Consider the following 15,357-nt stretch of genomic DNA (forward strand, 5'->3'; position numbering starts at 1 on the left):
CATGAGCGCCGCTGGGTTGATCGACGGGAGCACCAAGGCTCCCAGCACACGTGTGCCGCGCGCACGGGTGCAACGACGCCCCGTGCATGGCGTGTTGCTGTTGGACAAGCCCATTGGTTTGTCCAGCAACGATGCGCTGCAAAAAGCCAAGTGGTTATTGCGCGCCGAAAAAGCTGGCCACACCGGAACGCTGGATCCATTGGCCACCGGCGTGTTGCCCTTGTGCTTTGGTGCAGCGACCAAATTCAGTCAGCTCCATTTGGACGCTGACAAAACCTACGAAACCACCGTGCGCTTAGGTGTCAAAACCAGCACTGCGGATGCCGAAGGTGACGTTATTTCAGAGCGTCCTGTCACTTGCACTGTAGGTCAAGTGGTGGAAGTGCTAGACCGTTTCATGGGGCCGATCGCACAAGTGCCGCCCATGTACAGCGCCTTGAAAAAGGACGGTAAAGCTTTGTACGAATATGCTCGCGCGGGTGAAACCGTTGAGCGCGAAGCACGCCATGTGGTGATTCATGACTTAGAGCTGCTAGAGATGCAGCTCGAGGGCGATGCGCCATTTTTGCGTTTGCGCGTGAGGTGCAGCAAAGGCACTTACATCCGTACCTTGGGCGAAGACATTGCCGAAGCTTTAGGCTGTGGCGGCCATTTGAGCGCTTTGTGCCGTGTGGCGACGGGCCCTTTTGATGAGTCCGGTTGCGTGACTTTGGAAGATTTGACAGCCATGGACGAGCCCCAACGCGAAGCGCGTTTGATGCCCGTCTCGTGCCTGTTGGGTGATCACACGGTTGTCACCTTAGACGCCGAAAATGCAGGACGCTTTTTGAGCGGCGTGCGTCGTCGCGGGGAGTGGCCAGACCATGACCGCGTGAGTGTGTTTGGAGAACAACCACCGGCTTTGCTGGGCAGTGCCCATGTGAAAGCGGGGGAACTGATTCCGGGACGATTGTTGAGTCCCCTAGAAATTCAACAAATTTTGGAAAGATCGCCTGTCAACCAGCCTACGCTGGCTCAGCAGGCATAAAGGAAGAGAGAAGCATGACTAAACAAATCCGTAACATCGCGATCATCGCCCACGTTGACCACGGTAAAACCACCATGGTTGACCAGTTGCTGCGTCAATCAGGCACCTTTGCTGACCACGAAAAAGTGGTCGACACCGTGATGGACAACAACGCCATCGAACGCGAACGTGGCATCACGATTCTTGCTAAGAACTGCGCCGTGAGCTGGGAAGGTACACACATCAACATCGTTGACACCCCCGGTCACGCGGACTTCGGTGGCGAAGTGGAACGTGCCTTGTCGATGGTGGACGGCGTTGTGTTGTTGATCGACGCACAAGAAGGCCCTATGCCTCAAACACGCTTCGTGACCAAGAAGGCTTTGGCCTTGGGTTTGAAGCCCATCGTGGTGGTGAACAAAGTGGACAAGCCTGGTGCGAATCCAGACAAAGTGGTGAACGCCGCTTTTGACTTGTTCGACAAACTCGGCGCGACCGACGAACAACTCGACTTCCCTGTCGTTTACGCCTCAGGCATCAACGGTTGGACTTCGATGGAAGAAGGTGCACCTGGTGAACAGTGGGGTCCGGACATGTCGGCCTTGTTCAACACCGTCTTAAAGCACGTGCCTGCTCAAAAGGGCGACCCTGCGGCGCCTTTGCAATTGCAAATTTCTGCACTCGACTTCTCGACCTTCGTGGGTCGTATCGGTGTGGGCCGTATCAGCCAAGGCACGATCAAGCCACAAATGGATGTGGTGGTCATGGAAGGCCCAGACGGCAAGACCATCAAAGGCCGCATCAACCAAGTTTTGAAGTTCCAAGGTTTGGACCGTGTGCAAGTGACCGAAGCTGGTCCTGGCGACATCGTCTTGATCAACGGTATCGCTGACTTGAACATTGGCGTGACCGTGACCGACTCCGCCAATCCAGCACCGCTGCCTATGTTGAAGGTGGACGAGCCTACATTGACCATGAACTTCTGCGTGAACACCAGCCCCTTGGCCGGTCGTGAAGGCAAGTACGTGACCAGCCGTCAAATCTGGGACCGTTTGCAAAAAGAACTGCAACACAACGTGGCACTGCGCGTCAAAGAAACCGACGAAGAAGGTATCTTTGAAGTCATGGGCCGTGGTGAATTGCATTTGACGATTTTGTTGGAAAACATGCGCCGCGAAGGCTACGAGTTGGCTGTGTCTAAGCCACGCGTGGTGTTCCGTGATATCGACGGTGTGCGTCATGAGCCCATCGAAATGGTCACGGCTGACATCGAAGAAACCCATCAAGGCGGCGTCATGCAAGCCCTGGGTGAGCGCAAAGGCGAACTCGTGAACATGGAGCCAGATGGCCGTGGTCGCGTTCGTTTGGAATACCGTATTCCAGCGCGTGGTTTGATTGGTTTTACCAACGAGTTCTTGAACTTGACCCGTGGTTCCGGTTTGATCTCCAACATCTTTGACAGCTACGAGCCACACAAAGGTGACATCGGTGGCCGTAAGAACGGTGTGTTGATCTCCATGGATGACGGTGAAATTTTCACTTACGCCTTGGGCAAGTTGGATGACCGCGGTCGTATGTTCGTCAAGGCGAACGACCCTGTTTACGAAGGCATGATTGTGGGTATCCACAGCCGTGACAACGACTTGGTGGTCAACGCCACACGCACCAAACAGCTGACCAACTTCCGTGTGTCTGGCAAAGAAGACGCGATCAAGATCACGCCTCCGATCGATCTGACACTCGAATACGGTGTGGAATTCATTGAAGACGACGAATTGGTCGAAATCACACCTAAGAGTGTGCGTCTGCGCAAACGCTTCTTGAGCGAAAGCGAACGCAAGCGCAACAAGTAATCCACTTGCGTTGCAGAAAAAAGCCGAGGCATGCCTCGGCTTTTTGACGTCTTGGTTTGTTATCTGTCGCGTGAGTTCATCAGCATGGTTTGGCCGACCTTTGAATTCATGAAAATACGGGTCATTGATTTGAACAAGGAGTGCTGCCATGTCCACTTACACCACCGATGTTCACGCTGAACGCGTGGGCCACTTAGGCCTCATCACGCTCAATCGCCCCAAAGCTTTGAATGCGTTGTCACTGGCGATGGTGCGTGAACTCAATCACGTGTTGCAGCAATGGCAAGACGATGCGCAGGTGCGGGCTGTCGTGGTCCGCGGCAGTAACAAGGAAGGTCCATTCGGCGGCTTTTGCGCAGGCGGTGACATTCGCTATTTCCACCAAGCTGCACTGAGTGGTGACGTGACGCTGGAAGACTTCTTCACTGAGGAATACAGCCTCAACCATTTGATTCAAAACTACGCCAAGCCCTACATCGCATTGATGGATGGCATCGTCATGGGTGGCGGCATGGGCATTAGCCAAGGTGCTGCATTGCGCGTGGTCACCGAGCGCACCAAGATGGCCATGCCTGAGACGCACATTGGTTTATTCCCAGATGTGGGCGGCGGATATTTCTTGGGCCGTTGCCAAGGACCCAAGTGTCCAGACCACATGGGTGAGTATTTAGCGCTCACAGGTCATGTGTTGCGCGGTGGTGAATCACTGCATGTGGGTTTGGCCGATGTGTGTGTTGATTCCTCTGCTTTGCCCGCGCTGTGGGATGCACTGCAGAAGCAAGACTGGGCCAGTGGTGAGACTGTGGTGGCTTGGCTGCGTGAGCAAAGCAAGGCAACAACAGAGCAAGCCTTGGCCGTTTCGCCCACATGGCAAAGCGCGCCTGTCGACAGCGTGTTTGGCTTACCCACGGTGGCTGCGATAGAGCAAGCCTTGCAGGGCGCAGATGACTGGTCGGTACAAACTTTGAAGGCCTTGCACCATCAGTCACCCTTGATGTTGTGCGTCACGCTAGAACAAATTCGCCGTGGTCGCCATATGACACTTGCGCAAGACCTGCGTATGGAACGCGATTTGGTACGTCATTGTTTTCAAACTGACCATCTGTCACGCCGAGGTGTGAGCAGCGAAACGGTAGAGGGCATTCGCGCCTTGGCGGTGGACAAAGACCATGCACCCAAATGGCAACCCGAGCGCATTGCCGGTGTCACGCCCGAGATGGTGTTGCCGTTTTTTGAAAGCCCTTGGCCTGCGTCTGCACACCCCTTACGCCACTTGCTTTAAGCCTGCGCCGCACGGCAAGTTCGTATTAACGCGGTAGCGTGTGTAGCGGAATGTCTTTGCTGCTGGCTAATTGATTGAGCTGCTGACGCGTTTGTGTCGCCAAGAATTGGGCAATACCTTCGTGCGTGCTGCGCTTGTGCATTTGCGTGGCGGCTTGTTTGGGTAAACCTGCGGCTTCACACAAACGCACAGCGAAGTGCGGCTCTAAAGCAGCCAAGGCTACACGTCCGTTTTTGCAGGGGTAGACCTTGTACCCCGCATGCGCACCACCTACATCGCCGTTTGGGGCAGTGAGACCCCATGTGCGGGGCAGGGCGAGGTAAGCTGCACCCTCGCTCAACGCCACTTCATGACACACGCCTTTGCCTTGCGAGCGGCCAGGGCGTTGGCGTTGCAGCAGCGCCTGAAGCACCGCTTCGGTTGCAAACAGAGAGCCGCCCATATCGGCATACAAACTTGCTGGCATGTCTAGCCCGCTCACCAAACCGCTGTCGGCCTGATACGTCAGGTCGTGTCCAGCTTCTTCAGCGCGTTCGCCGCGTGCACCTACGATGCTCACCACACACAAGGCGGGGTAGCGCTTGTGCAGATCTTTCCAAGCCAGCCCAAGCTTGACCAAAGCGGATGGACGGAACGAGGTAATGAGGACATCGGTTTGTGTCAGTTGCTTGTGCAGAGCAGCTTGGCCGCGTTCTGATTTCAAATCAGCTTGCAGCACCTTCAAGCCTTGATGCATCACCTCATAGGCGGCAGGCTTGTAAATGCCCATGGGGTCTGCTGTGCTCATGCCAGCATGCGCCAGCGGTTCGAGCTTGGTGCACTTGGCGCCCATGGTCTGCAGCCGCATCACAGCGGCTGGACCTGGCAGGTTCAAGGCGAGGGTGAGAATGCGCACCCCTTTGAGGGGGGCGGGTGCAGAAGGGGCGTGGCGTGCAACAGTCATGTCGCCATTATCGGGCGGCGACGGGATCCAAGCCGGTTTGACGAATGGCATCGGCCACTTCGGGAGATTGGAAGAAACGAATCAGTTGCTTCGCTGTGTCTTGCTCAGTCGAACCTTCTACCAAACCTGCAGAGAAGAAGATGGTCTGCTGCACAGATTCAGGCAAGGTGCCAATGAAGTCGAGTTCTTTGAAGTAAATCAACTCACTCACTTGTTGAAAGCCCAGCTCTGCGTCACCGCGCGCCACCACGGCACCCACACGCTCGCTCATGATTTTCTTGGCCGTGTCTTTGAGTTGCTCAGCTACGCCGAGCTTTGGAAATAACTCGGTCGACAAATAAGTGCCACTGGCGCTGGCCGAGTAGGCGATGGACTTGGCATTGAGCAAAGTTTGTTTCAATGCATCAACCGTGCTGATGTCTGGCTTGGGTGTACCTTTGCGAACAGCGGCGCCAATTTGCGAGCGCACCAAGTCGACACGGCTGCCTTGGATGACATTGCCGTTTTTCATCAAGGCCTCTAAGCCGCCATCCGACAAGATGACCAAATCAAACTTCTCACCACGGGAAAAGCGCGTGGGAATGGAATCAGGGGCATTGCCCACAGAGGCGCCAAACGAACTGATGACTTTGTGGCCCGTTTGTTTTTCAAATTCAGGCACAAGCTTTTTGTAGGCTTCGGTAAAAGCGCCAGAGGTGATGACGCGAATCTCGGCAGCTTGTGCAAGATGTGAGGCTGCTAGAAATAAACCAAGGCTAACCAGTAACAGTCGGCGGGTGAGGTGAGGTGCAAATGTCATGATTTTTCTCCGTTTTTTTATTTATTCGCCTGTGATTTTTCGTTCACGAATCACGCGACCCCATGTGGCCGATTCTTTGGCGATGTATTTGGCCAGCTCGTCGCGCGTACTGGGCAGAGGCGAAAGACCATGGCCATTGAGTTGTTCCACCACATCGGGCGACTTCAGGACTTTGACCAGCTCCGTGTTCCAACGATCCAAGACAGGGGTTGGCACTTTGGATGAAGCCACGAAGGCATACCAGTTGGTAGCGCTGAAGCCAGGGTAACCAGATTCCGCAATGGTTGGAATTTTGGGCAATTGCTTCAAACGTTGCGCGCCTGTGCTTGCCAAGGGAATCAGCTTGCCGTTGTCGATGTAAGCCTGTGCTGTGGAGAAGGTTGAGAAGTAAGCTGCGACACGTCCACCCAGCAAGTCTTGCAATGCAGGCGCGCCACCTTTGTAGGGCACATGCACGGTATCGATGCCAGCCATGTCGTCGAGCAACTCACCGGCAAGGTGGGACGCAGAGCCAGGGCCTGTGGAGGCGTAGTCGAGTTTGTTGGGGTTCTTTTTGGCGTAAGCGATGTACTCAGCAAACGTCTTGATGCCTGTGCCTGAATGCACCACCAACACGTTAGGAAAGTTCACGCCCATGGTGATGGGCGAAAGGTCTTTCACAGGGTCGTAGGGCAGCTTCATCATGTGCGGCGCGATGGTGAGTGGCCCCACAGAACCAAACAAGATTGTGCTGCCGTCGGTTGGGCCGTTGGCCGCAAATTGATGGGCAATGTTGCCACCCGCGCCGCCTCGGTTGTCGATGACCACTGACGCGCCAATGTTGTCGCCGAGTTTTTTAGCAATGATGCGTGCGGCTGTGTCGGCCGCACCACCAGCTGCAAAGCCCACCACCATGGTGATGGTTTTCTTAGGCGGAAACTCTTGCGCTTGAACTGCCAAGCTAGATAAGCTCAGCGCCATCAAGGCGCAGGTGTTGATGAAGTTACGTTTGTTCATGTTTGTCCCTATCAAGTTATTCGCCGCCTAAACCAATTTGGTTTGGTTGTCGCTTCTCCACTGCAAATCTCAGCAACGCTGCCGTTCTAAAAATACCGTGTGCAAATTTACCGTAAGGCAGGGTGGCAAATAAGGCCATGACCACGCCCAAATGGATGGCCAGCAAAGCTGGCAAAGCAGCGCTGCCGCGGCCCAGCCACAAAGCCAAGCCGGTCAAACTGGTAAAAAATAAAAGCGCAATAAAACCCAAGTCCATTGGCTTTTGCGCTGCATCGCCATGCATGGGGTGGCGTTGCAAATTGAGCCAGAACAAACCTGCGGTACCTAGTAACAAGCTCGTACCACCCACTGCGCCCAAAATTTTGGGCAAGCTCGGCAGGTCATAAGGCGCCACCCAGCCAAACGCGTAGTGGTAAACCGTGGCCAAACTGGTTGCCGCAAAGCAGAGCATGAAGCCATAAAAGGTGAGGTGATGTGCACGACTGCGTGACAGGGTGAAGGCATCGTCTTCGTTGTTGCAGCCTTCGCCGTGACCACCCTCCAAATACTTCAACCGCAGCACGTCATGGGTTGCTTCGCTGGCCGCAGGCACACTCAGCGCAGCACCGCTGGTAGCTGGCGTGATGTCGCGCCAAAAACGTCGTACGCCTAGCGCGAGGGCTAGCGCAGCAAACAAGAACACAGGTGCAAACAAACTCACCAGCAAGTTGTGAGGGAACAGATTGTAGAAGTTGCCATCTAAGTTCACAGACCACAAGGTGCCATTCATTTGCAGTGCGAGTAGCAAGAACAGCGACAAGCCAGCAGCTAACGCCAAAGACAAAGTGAGCCCATTGCGTTTGTAGAGCGCCCCCAACGCAGGTGGCCAAGCGTAGTCTGCATAGGTTTGTCCGCGCACTAGCGCCATGGCTTGAGGCACATTGACCGCGAACTCGTGTGGTGGTGCGTATTGGCAAGCGTGCAAGCAAGCGCCACAGTTGTGGCACAAGTTGGCGAGGTAATGGATGTCGGCTTTGCCAAACTCCAATCGCCGTGTCATGGCGGGGAACATGGCGCAAAAGCCTTCGCAGTAGCGGCAGGCATTGCAAATTTGCAGCTGTCGTGCCACTTCAGTTTCAGGGCCAGACAGCACGACGTCGCCGTTAGCCAATGCGCGTGCATCGCGGGCGAGGGCATCAAGCGTTTGCATGTGTTGCCTCCTTGATCATCAGCGCAGCTTTGGCCGCTTGTGTGCCCGCAATGCGACCAAACGCTGTGCCAATCGACATGCCCACCCCCGCGGTGTAGCCTTTGCCCAGAACGTTGCCAGACATCATTTCGCCTGCCACAAAGAGATTCTCACTAGGGACATCGTTGAAGCGCACAGCTGTGGTTTCATCAGTTTTGAGACCTAGGTAAGTGAAAGTGACGCCAGGGCGAACTGCGTAACCATAAAACGGCCCTGTGTCCACAGGGCGAGCCCAATGAGTTTTGGCAGGTGTCACACCTTCTGTGTGGCAGTCGTCTAGGCTGGTGTGGTCAAACGTGCCGATGCGGCAACCGTCGTTGTAGTCGTTGAGGGTTTGCATGAATGTGTCTACCGGCAAGCCAAGTTTTTGCGCGAGCTCTGGCAAGGTGTTGGCTTGAACGCCGGGGAAAACGGGTGGCATGAAGCGACCAATGGCTTTGGCGTCAATGATGGAATACCCAATTTGCCCAGGTTGCTGCGCCACCAAGCGGCCCCAAATGGCGTAGCGCTTGGGCCAAAAGTCTTCGCCTTCATCGTAAAAGCGTTGGCCATCGCGGTTGACCACCACGCCCAGCGACACGCAGTCAATGCGTGTGCAAATGCCGCCGTCGTAAAGCGGTGCGCGTGCGTCAATTGCCACCATGTGGGCTTGTGTGGGGTCGCCAATGCGGTCCGCTCCATGCGCCAACATGTGTTTGAGCAACACGCCTTGGTTGAACTGCGTGCCACGGATGAGAAAGTTGTCTGCAGGCCACTCGCCACGCTCGTTTTGTCCCCATGCTTCGCGTAGCCACTCGCGGTTGGACTCAAAGCCGCCAGCTGCCAATACACAGGTTTTGGCGGTGATGCGCTCGGTGCCCACATAGGCGGCGACAAATTGGCCGTTTTGAATGTCGAGTTTGTCAACGGCAGCGTTGTAACGAATTTGCACGCCTAGCTTTTCTGCGCTGCGGTAATAGGCATTGACCAAAGCTTTCCCACCACCCATGAAAAACGCATTGGTGCGCGCCACATGCAATGCGCCTGAAAGCGGAGGCTGAAAGTGCACACCGTGTTGGCGCATCCAATCGCGGCAGGTGGAGGAGGCTCGGATGACCAAGCGGGCCAGTTTTTCGTTGGTGAGGCCACCTGTGACCTTGAGTAAGTCTTGCCAATACTCTTCTTCTGGGTATGCCTCGACCAGCACGTCTTGTGGCGCGTCGTGCATGCAACGCAGATTGCGGGTGTGTCCAGAATTACCGCCGCGCCATTCGGGTGGGGCTGATTCGAGCATCAGCACAGAAGCGCCAGCCTCGGCAGCCATGAGGGCCGCGCACAAGGCGGCATTGCCTCCGCCTATGACCAGAACATCGGGTGGTGTTGCACTAGTTTGAGTTGTCATGGCTGCAAGTGTCGGCTCAAACGGTTATGTTGAGAAGTGAAATATCGGCGCTTATTATTTCTTTTTTCGCAACAATCGAGACGGGGATGTCTTGGGTTTGAGGTGCTCTTTTTGAATCAACTCAAGAAATGCTTGCGCTGCTGGCGAGAGGCTGGTGTTTTTGTGGCGAAGTAATGCCACCTTGCGTTTGACCACGGGGCTTGTCAGCGATATTTTGCGTACATGCAGTCGATCCCCATCTGCTAGCGTTGACGACGGCAAAATGGCGCAGCCCACACCTGCTGCAACGAGGTTGATGGCGGTGGCGTGGTGTTGTACTTCGTAATTGCCGCTGAGTCGAATGCCGTGCTTGGCGAGTTGGTAATCCATGAACACACGCGTGGCCATAAAGTTGCTCACCACAATTAAATCAGCGTCACGCATGTCAGCCCAGGTAACGAAGTCTTTGCTCTGAAGGGGGTGTGTGTCGCGACAAATAAAGACCAGCGGGTCGTCAAACAACGGCGTTTCAATCAAGTCTGTGTGCGGCTCCCCGTTCACCGCAATGCCAATTTCAGCTTGGTGGTTGAGAACCGCTTTGCGTACCTCGTAAGAGGCTGCATCAAGTAAGCGAATTCGGTTGCCCGGACACACGTCGGCATATTGACGAATGAGATTTGGCAGCATGTGTGCCGCCATGCTGGGCACGCAGGCGAGGGTGAAGTTGCCTCTGGCGTGCTGTGACATGTCTTTGAGACGACTCACCGCCAAGGTCATTTCATTCACGATGGCCCTAGCTTGGGGCAAAAAGTCGCGACCAACCACCGTCATTTCTACGCGGCGGGTGGTGCGATCGAGCAGTTTGAGGCCCAAATAAGCTTCTAGTTTTTGCACACGGCGGGTGAGTGCGGTTTGTGTGATGTGGAGTTGTTCAGCAGCTTTGTTGAAGCCTCCGAGCTCAGCGGTCACCACGAATGCTTGTACGCCATCAAAATCAATTTTCACGGGCCCATTGTGAATGAATGCGGTAGCGCGATTTTCGCGGGGGATGTTTGGTAAACGGGTTCATTTGCAGGTTACAATGTCACCATCGGGGCGTAGCGCAGCCTGGTAGCGCATCTGGTTTGGGACCAGAGGGTCGTAGGTTCGAATCCTATCGCCCCGACCACAAAAGCAAAAAAGGCCTCGTTTTTCGAGGCCTTTTTTCATTTCTGTCCGTAGCTCAGTTGGATAGAGCAACAACCTTCTAAGTTGTGGGTCACAGGTTCGATTCCTGTCGGACAGGCCATTTTCTCAAGCCACTGCTCAGTTGAACAACCAATCGGGGTTCAGCGCCACGTAGCAGTGCTTTTCGCCCAGCAGTTGGCCCTCGGGGCTGACGCAAAAGTTGGCGCGACGAAACTTCTTTTCGTCCGTCAGAACATATGAGCGGTACACCTCTTGGCTCTTCAACCCGGTTTTGTCTTTAGGGTGCAACATCATCAGGCGGGTTGAACCGCATTCGCCTTTTTTGATGCAGGCTTTCTCGGCTTTGACATCCGTATAAAACTCAATGTAAATCGCACCTGGGAACCTGGTGTTGGGCTTGGCTACTTTGATCATGCAAGGCATGTCTTGTGCACGGGCAATACCCATACGGTCGGCGAACGTGTTCATCTCGGCCAGTACTGTGTCGCGATACTTGGTTTTGATGGTTTTATGGCAGACAAAGTAGTCAGCATAAGCGTTGCTGAACACCACGGGCGTGAGTGGACGGTTATTGCTGTTGAGTTTGATGACCGCTGAGTCGTAAACAGCGCTAGCTGCAGGTGGCTCTGCTTTTTTGGCTTCTTTACCGTGTCCGCCCCCGTGGCCATCGTCTTTTTTCTTATCGTCCTTTTTGGGCGGCGCGCCGTGGCCGTCATCTTTTTTTTCTTCTTTCTTAGGAGCGCCATGACCATCGTCTTTTTTGCCGTGGTCGTCTTTCTTTCCGTGGTCATCCTTAGGTTCGGGTTTTGGTGGCTCTTTTGGCTCTGCCTTAGGAACTTCTTGGGGCTCCTCGAATTTCGGTTTAGCCACACGTTTGTAGACATAGCCACTGCGGCCTGGTTCGCCCGCTTCTTCCACGTAGTCGAACTTGGGTTTGGGAGGTTCTTCTTTGACCGCTGGCTTTTTGGGCGCGTCGCTGGCGAACGCAGGCGAGCTCGCAAGGCCTGTCAAAACAAGCATGGCAGCGAGAAGGATGGAGGGAAACAAACGCATATCCCTAGAAGATCGACTGCTCAAGGGGAGGCTTTAGCCCCATGGGCAAAAAAGCCTCAAGGGACGGTGTAGCAGGTGGTGTCGGTGTGCAGCTTACCTTTGTCTGTCACGCATTGCTGGGAAATGAGTTTGCGAGACATGTCTGACAAAAAGTAAGAGCGGTACAGCACCTTGTCTTTAGGAATCAGGCTGATGCTGCGAAATACAGGGCATTGTTCGTTGCGCACACAGGCAGTCAAGCGTTGCTCGTTCACATAAAGGTGAATGTTGATGCGCCCCGGTGTGAGGCTCTTATCAGTGCCGATGCTCACCACGCAGGCATCGCCTTTGACGAACGGCAATTCAACCAATTCGGCAAAGTAGTTCATCTCGGCCACCAAAAGCTCACGAAACCAAGGTGCGACGATGCCTTTGCAATCAAAGTAGTCCAGCTTAGTGGTGTGGACCATGATCTCTGAGTAAGGGCGGTTCTTAGGGCCCAACAACAACATCGGCTCCGGGCCAGACAAGGGCGGGCGGGCCAAGATGGCGCGTGATGCAGCAGGTTTGTCTTGTGCGAGCACGCCTGTCCACGCGCAGAGGAGCAGGCAGGTCAACAGGAAAAACTTCTTAAACATGACGTTCGATCAATCGGTTGGAACAGTGCCAACTTTATCAGTTTGTAGTTGGTATGCCTGAATGCATCAAGTAAAGTGGAATGATGTCGATTTAGGAAGCAGGATGAAAAAGATATTGTTGGTCATTGATCTCATCGTCGCAGTCTGCTTAGCAGGGTGCGGCGGGGGTGGGGGCGGCTCTGCGTCTTCGAATCAGGCGCCTGTTGCCGTGGTGTCGAAAACCATCACGCTTTTCGATACTGGATCTTGGACTTTAAATCTGCCTAAGTTGATGACTTTTTCTGGCAACGGTCTTTTAACAGTCGCCGTTCAAGGGGAAAATCGCGTTGATACATTCAATGTCACTACCGGAAATCGAGTGAGTTCTTACTCGGTCAATGACCCGATTGGTGTCGCTGTAAAAACCGATCCTGTCACTGGCGCCGCATCGGTTTACTACGCTGCAGGTTCTGGTGTTTACACCGACGGGGGATCTAGTGTTGTTGCCAATGTGGCTGGCAACTACTATGGCCTTGCCTTTTTATCGTCGACTGAGTTTTATGTCGGCAACATTTCTGGCCTTGGATCCATTGTGAAGTACTCCTCAGCTTCGATCAATGCGCAAGCTACCATCACAGGTTTTTCAGGCTTTCCCTCTGCATTAGTTGCACACAATGGATTTGTTTATGCGACATTGACTGATGGAAACATTGCAAAAATCAATCCGGCGAATGGAACGCATACCAACGTTGCATGGGGCGCTTTTGATCATCCCAATGGCATTGCCATAGACGGTGACTACGCCTATGTCGCGAATAACGGACCAAACAACAATGGTGTTGGTGGGTATATCAGCCGAATCAAAATGAGCGATGGCTCTAATGAGCTTTTTGTCAGCGACACGATTGGGATTTGGAATACGCCCACTCAAGGGTTTTGCAGCCCAACAGGTCTAGCCATTTATTCCGGCAACCTCTACGTTAGCAACGGAACTTGCGCCTCAAATGACGGTAATAAAAACAAAATTTTGAAAATCAAGTTGCCTTAATCCCTAAGGTTCAACGCTTGGCAAATTGTGTCTTGCCAAACAAAACCTCTTTTGCCTTGTCGTCATACATTGGCTTACGTAAATCAGCCAACACTTCCACGCCACGTTGCACAGCAGGGCGTGCGGCAATCAAGTCAAACCAAGCTTTGAGGTGAGGGTAGTCGGCCCAATCGATGCCTTGGTTTTGCCAGCTGCGTAGCCACGGGAAAATAGCGATGTCGGCAATGCTATAGCTGTTGCCGCCAATGAACTTGCTGGTCTGCAAGCGCTTGTCCATCACGCCATACAAGCGTTTGGCTTCATTGGTGTAGCGGTTGTAGGCATATTCCACTTTTTCTGGCGCGTAGATACGAAAGTGGTGCGCTTGGCCCAGCATCGGACCGACGCCTCCCATCTGAAACATCAGCCATTGCAGCACTTCAAATTTGGCACGGTCGCTTTTGGGTAAAAGCTTACCCGTTTTAGCGGCGAGGTACAACAAAATTGCACCCGACTCAAACACGTTGATCGGCTTGCCGTCAGGCCCGTTTGGGTCTACCAGCGCAGGAATTTTGTTGTTGGGACTGATCTTCAAAAACTCAGGCTGGAACTGGTCACCTTTGCCAATGTTGATGGGGTGCGCCAGCCAGTCGCGGCCGAGTCGTAAGCCACACTCTTCGAGCATGATGTGCACCTTGTGGCCGTTGGGCGTAGCCCATGAATAAACGTCAATCATTTGAATTCCTTAGCTGCCGCGTGTGATGGGCATTTCTTTGTCTTGTGGTGCTGTGGCAATGTTTCTAGCCAGCTCGAGTTTAGCGATGGATTGGCGGTGTACCTCATCTGGGCCATCGGCCAAGCGCAACCAACGCTGCGTGCAGTAGGCATAGGCGAGTGGGAAGTCGTCAGAGATGCCTGCTGCACCATGTGCTTGAATGGCCCAATCAATCACTTGGCTGGCCATATTAGGCGCAATGACTTTGATCATGGCAATTTCGGCGCGGGCCTCTTTGTTGCCCACGGTGTCCATCATGTAGGCGGCTTTGAGGGTGAGTAAACGCGCTTGCTCAATCATGATGCGGGCGTCTGCAATGCGCTCGTGCCACACGCCTTGGGCTGACAAAGGCTTGCCAAACGCCACGCGGCTGTTAAGCCGCTTGCACATCAGCTCTAAGGCGCGTTCTGCTGAGCCAATCGAACGCATGCAGTGGTGAATACGCCCTGGGCCTAAGCGGCCTTGTGCAATCTCGAAGCCACGGCCTTCGCCCAGCAACAGGTTTTCAGCGGGTACGCGCACGTTGGTGAGGGTGACTTCCATGTGGCCGTGAGGCGCGTCGTCATAGCCAAATACGCTCAAGGGGCGCACCACTTTCACGCCAGGCGTGTTGGCTGGCACGATCACCATGCTTTGTTGTGCGTGCTTTGGCGCATCGGGGTTTGTTTTGCCCATCACGATGTACACGGCACAACGCGGGTCGCCGGCGCCAGAGCTCCACCACTTGGTGCCGTTGATCACGTACTCGTTGCCTTCGCGCACGATGCTGCATTGGATGTTGGTGGCGTCAGACGACGCGACCGCTGGCTCGGTCATCAAAAAGGCGGAGCGAATCTCGCCGCGCAGCAAGGGCTCAAGCCACTGCACCTTCAGGGCTTCGCTGGCATAGCGCTCGAACGTTTCCATGTTGCCCGTATCGGGGGCTGATGAGTTGAACACCTCGGCTGCAAAGGGTACGCGACCCATGATTTCGCACAAGGGCGCATATTCCAAATTGCTCAAGCCGTCGGGAACGCGTGGGCTGTGGGGAATGAACAAGTTCCATAAACCTGCCGCACGCGCCTTCGGCTTGAGCTCTTCAACCAGAGCAGTGGGAACCCATGCGTCGCCCTTGGCTCGGTTGGCGGCAATCTCTTCGAAGAAGCGTTGCTCGTTGGGATAAATGTGCGCGTCCATGAAGGCGAGCAGGCGTGCTTGAAGGCCTTTGACTTTGTCGCTGTAATCGAAATTCATATTTTGTTTTCCTTGTCT

The 15,357-nt window shown here is 54.3% G+C and carries 14 protein-coding genes and 2 tRNA genes; 6 read left to right on the top strand and 10 right to left on the bottom strand.

Translation table 11 applies throughout. The features are described from left to right. Position 1 precedes the first annotated feature (1 nt). The 3 genes from truB to RMR24_RS11510 all read left to right on the top strand — a co-directional run bounded on the left by truB (position 2) and on the right by RMR24_RS11510 (position 4,141). Positions 2–1,027 (top strand): tRNA pseudouridine(55) synthase TruB, encoded by a 1,026-nt coding sequence (gene truB, locus RMR24_RS11500; protein ID WP_310615218.1) that lies wholly within the window; start codon positions 2–4, stop codon positions 1,025–1,027. A 14-nt stretch (positions 1,028–1,041) separates the two neighbouring features. After that, entirely contained in the window at positions 1,042–2,859 is a 1,818-nt protein-coding gene (typA, locus tag RMR24_RS11505; protein ID WP_310615219.1) for a translational GTPase TypA, read from the top strand. 148 nt (positions 2,860–3,007) lie between these two features. Further along, positions 3,008–4,141 carry an enoyl-CoA hydratase/isomerase family protein gene (locus RMR24_RS11510; RefSeq protein ID WP_310615220.1) on the top strand — a complete coding sequence of 378 codons (1,134 nt, stop codon included), beginning with the start codon at positions 3,008–3,010 and terminating at the stop codon, positions 4,139–4,141. 25 nt (positions 4,142–4,166) lie between these two features. On the opposite strand, the gene RMR24_RS11515 is transcribed toward RMR24_RS11510, so the two are convergent. The 6 genes from RMR24_RS11515 to RMR24_RS11540 are packed head-to-tail and all read right to left on the bottom strand — an operon-like array spanning position 4,167 to position 10,472. Beyond that, complete coding sequence (locus RMR24_RS11515) at positions 4,167–5,084, bottom strand: CaiB/BaiF CoA-transferase family protein (protein WP_310615221.1); 918 nt, start codon at positions 5,082–5,084, stop codon at positions 4,167–4,169. A gap of 7 nt (positions 5,085–5,091) precedes the next feature. Then, a complete protein-coding gene (locus tag RMR24_RS11520) occupies positions 5,092–5,883 on the bottom strand; it encodes a substrate-binding domain-containing protein (protein ID WP_310615222.1) in 792 nt (263 codons plus the stop codon). A gap of 21 nt (positions 5,884–5,904) precedes the next feature. Then, a complete protein-coding gene (locus tag RMR24_RS11525) occupies positions 5,905–6,879 on the bottom strand; it encodes a tripartite tricarboxylate transporter substrate binding protein (RefSeq protein WP_310615223.1) in 975 nt (324 codons plus the stop codon). Between the two features lie 16 nt (positions 6,880–6,895). Next, positions 6,896–8,068, bottom strand: a complete 1,173-nt coding sequence (tcuB, locus tag RMR24_RS11530) for a tricarballylate utilization 4Fe-4S protein TcuB (protein WP_310615224.1) — start codon at positions 8,066–8,068, stop codon at positions 6,896–6,898. Next, positions 8,055–9,488, bottom strand: coding sequence for an FAD-dependent tricarballylate dehydrogenase TcuA (tcuA, locus tag RMR24_RS11535; protein WP_310615225.1), 1,434 nt, complete (start codon positions 9,486–9,488; stop codon positions 8,055–8,057). The genes tcuB and tcuA overlap by 14 nt, the downstream gene beginning before the upstream one ends. Positions 9,489–9,542: 54 nt before the next feature. Next, positions 9,543–10,472 carry a LysR family transcriptional regulator gene (locus RMR24_RS11540; protein WP_310615226.1) on the bottom strand — a complete coding sequence of 310 codons (930 nt, stop codon included), beginning with the start codon at positions 10,470–10,472 and terminating at the stop codon, positions 9,543–9,545. An 86-nt stretch (positions 10,473–10,558) separates the two neighbouring features. Here RMR24_RS11540 and RMR24_RS11545 point away from each other — a divergent pair. Further along, positions 10,559–10,635: transfer RNA gene (locus tag RMR24_RS11545), tRNA-Pro, on the top strand. 43 nt (positions 10,636–10,678) lie between these two features. Continuing rightward, a tRNA-Arg gene (locus RMR24_RS11550) sits at positions 10,679–10,755 on the top strand. A gap of 17 nt (positions 10,756–10,772) precedes the next feature. Here the strand turns inward: RMR24_RS11550 and RMR24_RS11555 are convergent. Both RMR24_RS11555 and RMR24_RS11560 read right to left on the bottom strand, forming a co-directional pair. Then, positions 10,773–11,675 (bottom strand): hypothetical protein, encoded by a 903-nt coding sequence (locus RMR24_RS11555; RefSeq protein WP_310615227.1) that lies wholly within the window; start codon positions 11,673–11,675, stop codon positions 10,773–10,775. A gap of 89 nt (positions 11,676–11,764) precedes the next feature. After that, positions 11,765–12,304 (bottom strand): hypothetical protein, encoded by a 540-nt coding sequence (locus tag RMR24_RS11560; protein WP_310615228.1) that lies wholly within the window; start codon positions 12,302–12,304, stop codon positions 11,765–11,767. A 124-nt stretch (positions 12,305–12,428) separates the two neighbouring features. Here RMR24_RS11560 and RMR24_RS11565 point away from each other — a divergent pair, with 124 nt between their 5' ends. Continuing rightward, the gene (locus RMR24_RS11565) at positions 12,429–13,352 is read left to right on the top strand and encodes a hypothetical protein (RefSeq protein WP_310615229.1); all 924 of its coding nucleotides are present in this window, start codon (positions 12,429–12,431) and stop codon (positions 13,350–13,352) included. A gap of 10 nt (positions 13,353–13,362) precedes the next feature. Here RMR24_RS11565 and RMR24_RS11570 read toward each other — a convergent pair whose 3' ends face one another. Further along, positions 13,363–14,067: a glutathione binding-like protein gene (locus tag RMR24_RS11570; RefSeq protein ID WP_310615230.1), complete on the bottom strand. Its 705-nt coding sequence runs from the start codon at positions 14,065–14,067 to the stop codon at positions 13,363–13,365. A gap of 9 nt (positions 14,068–14,076) precedes the next feature. Continuing rightward, positions 14,077–15,339 carry an acyl-CoA dehydrogenase family protein gene (locus tag RMR24_RS11575; protein ID WP_310615231.1) on the bottom strand — a complete coding sequence of 421 codons (1,263 nt, stop codon included), beginning with the start codon at positions 15,337–15,339 and terminating at the stop codon, positions 14,077–14,079. Positions 15,340–15,357 lie beyond the last annotated feature (18 nt).

The organism is Limnohabitans sp. (genome assembly GCF_031539105.1).
Classification (GTDB): Bacteria; Pseudomonadota; Gammaproteobacteria; order Burkholderiales; family Burkholderiaceae_C; genus Limnohabitans.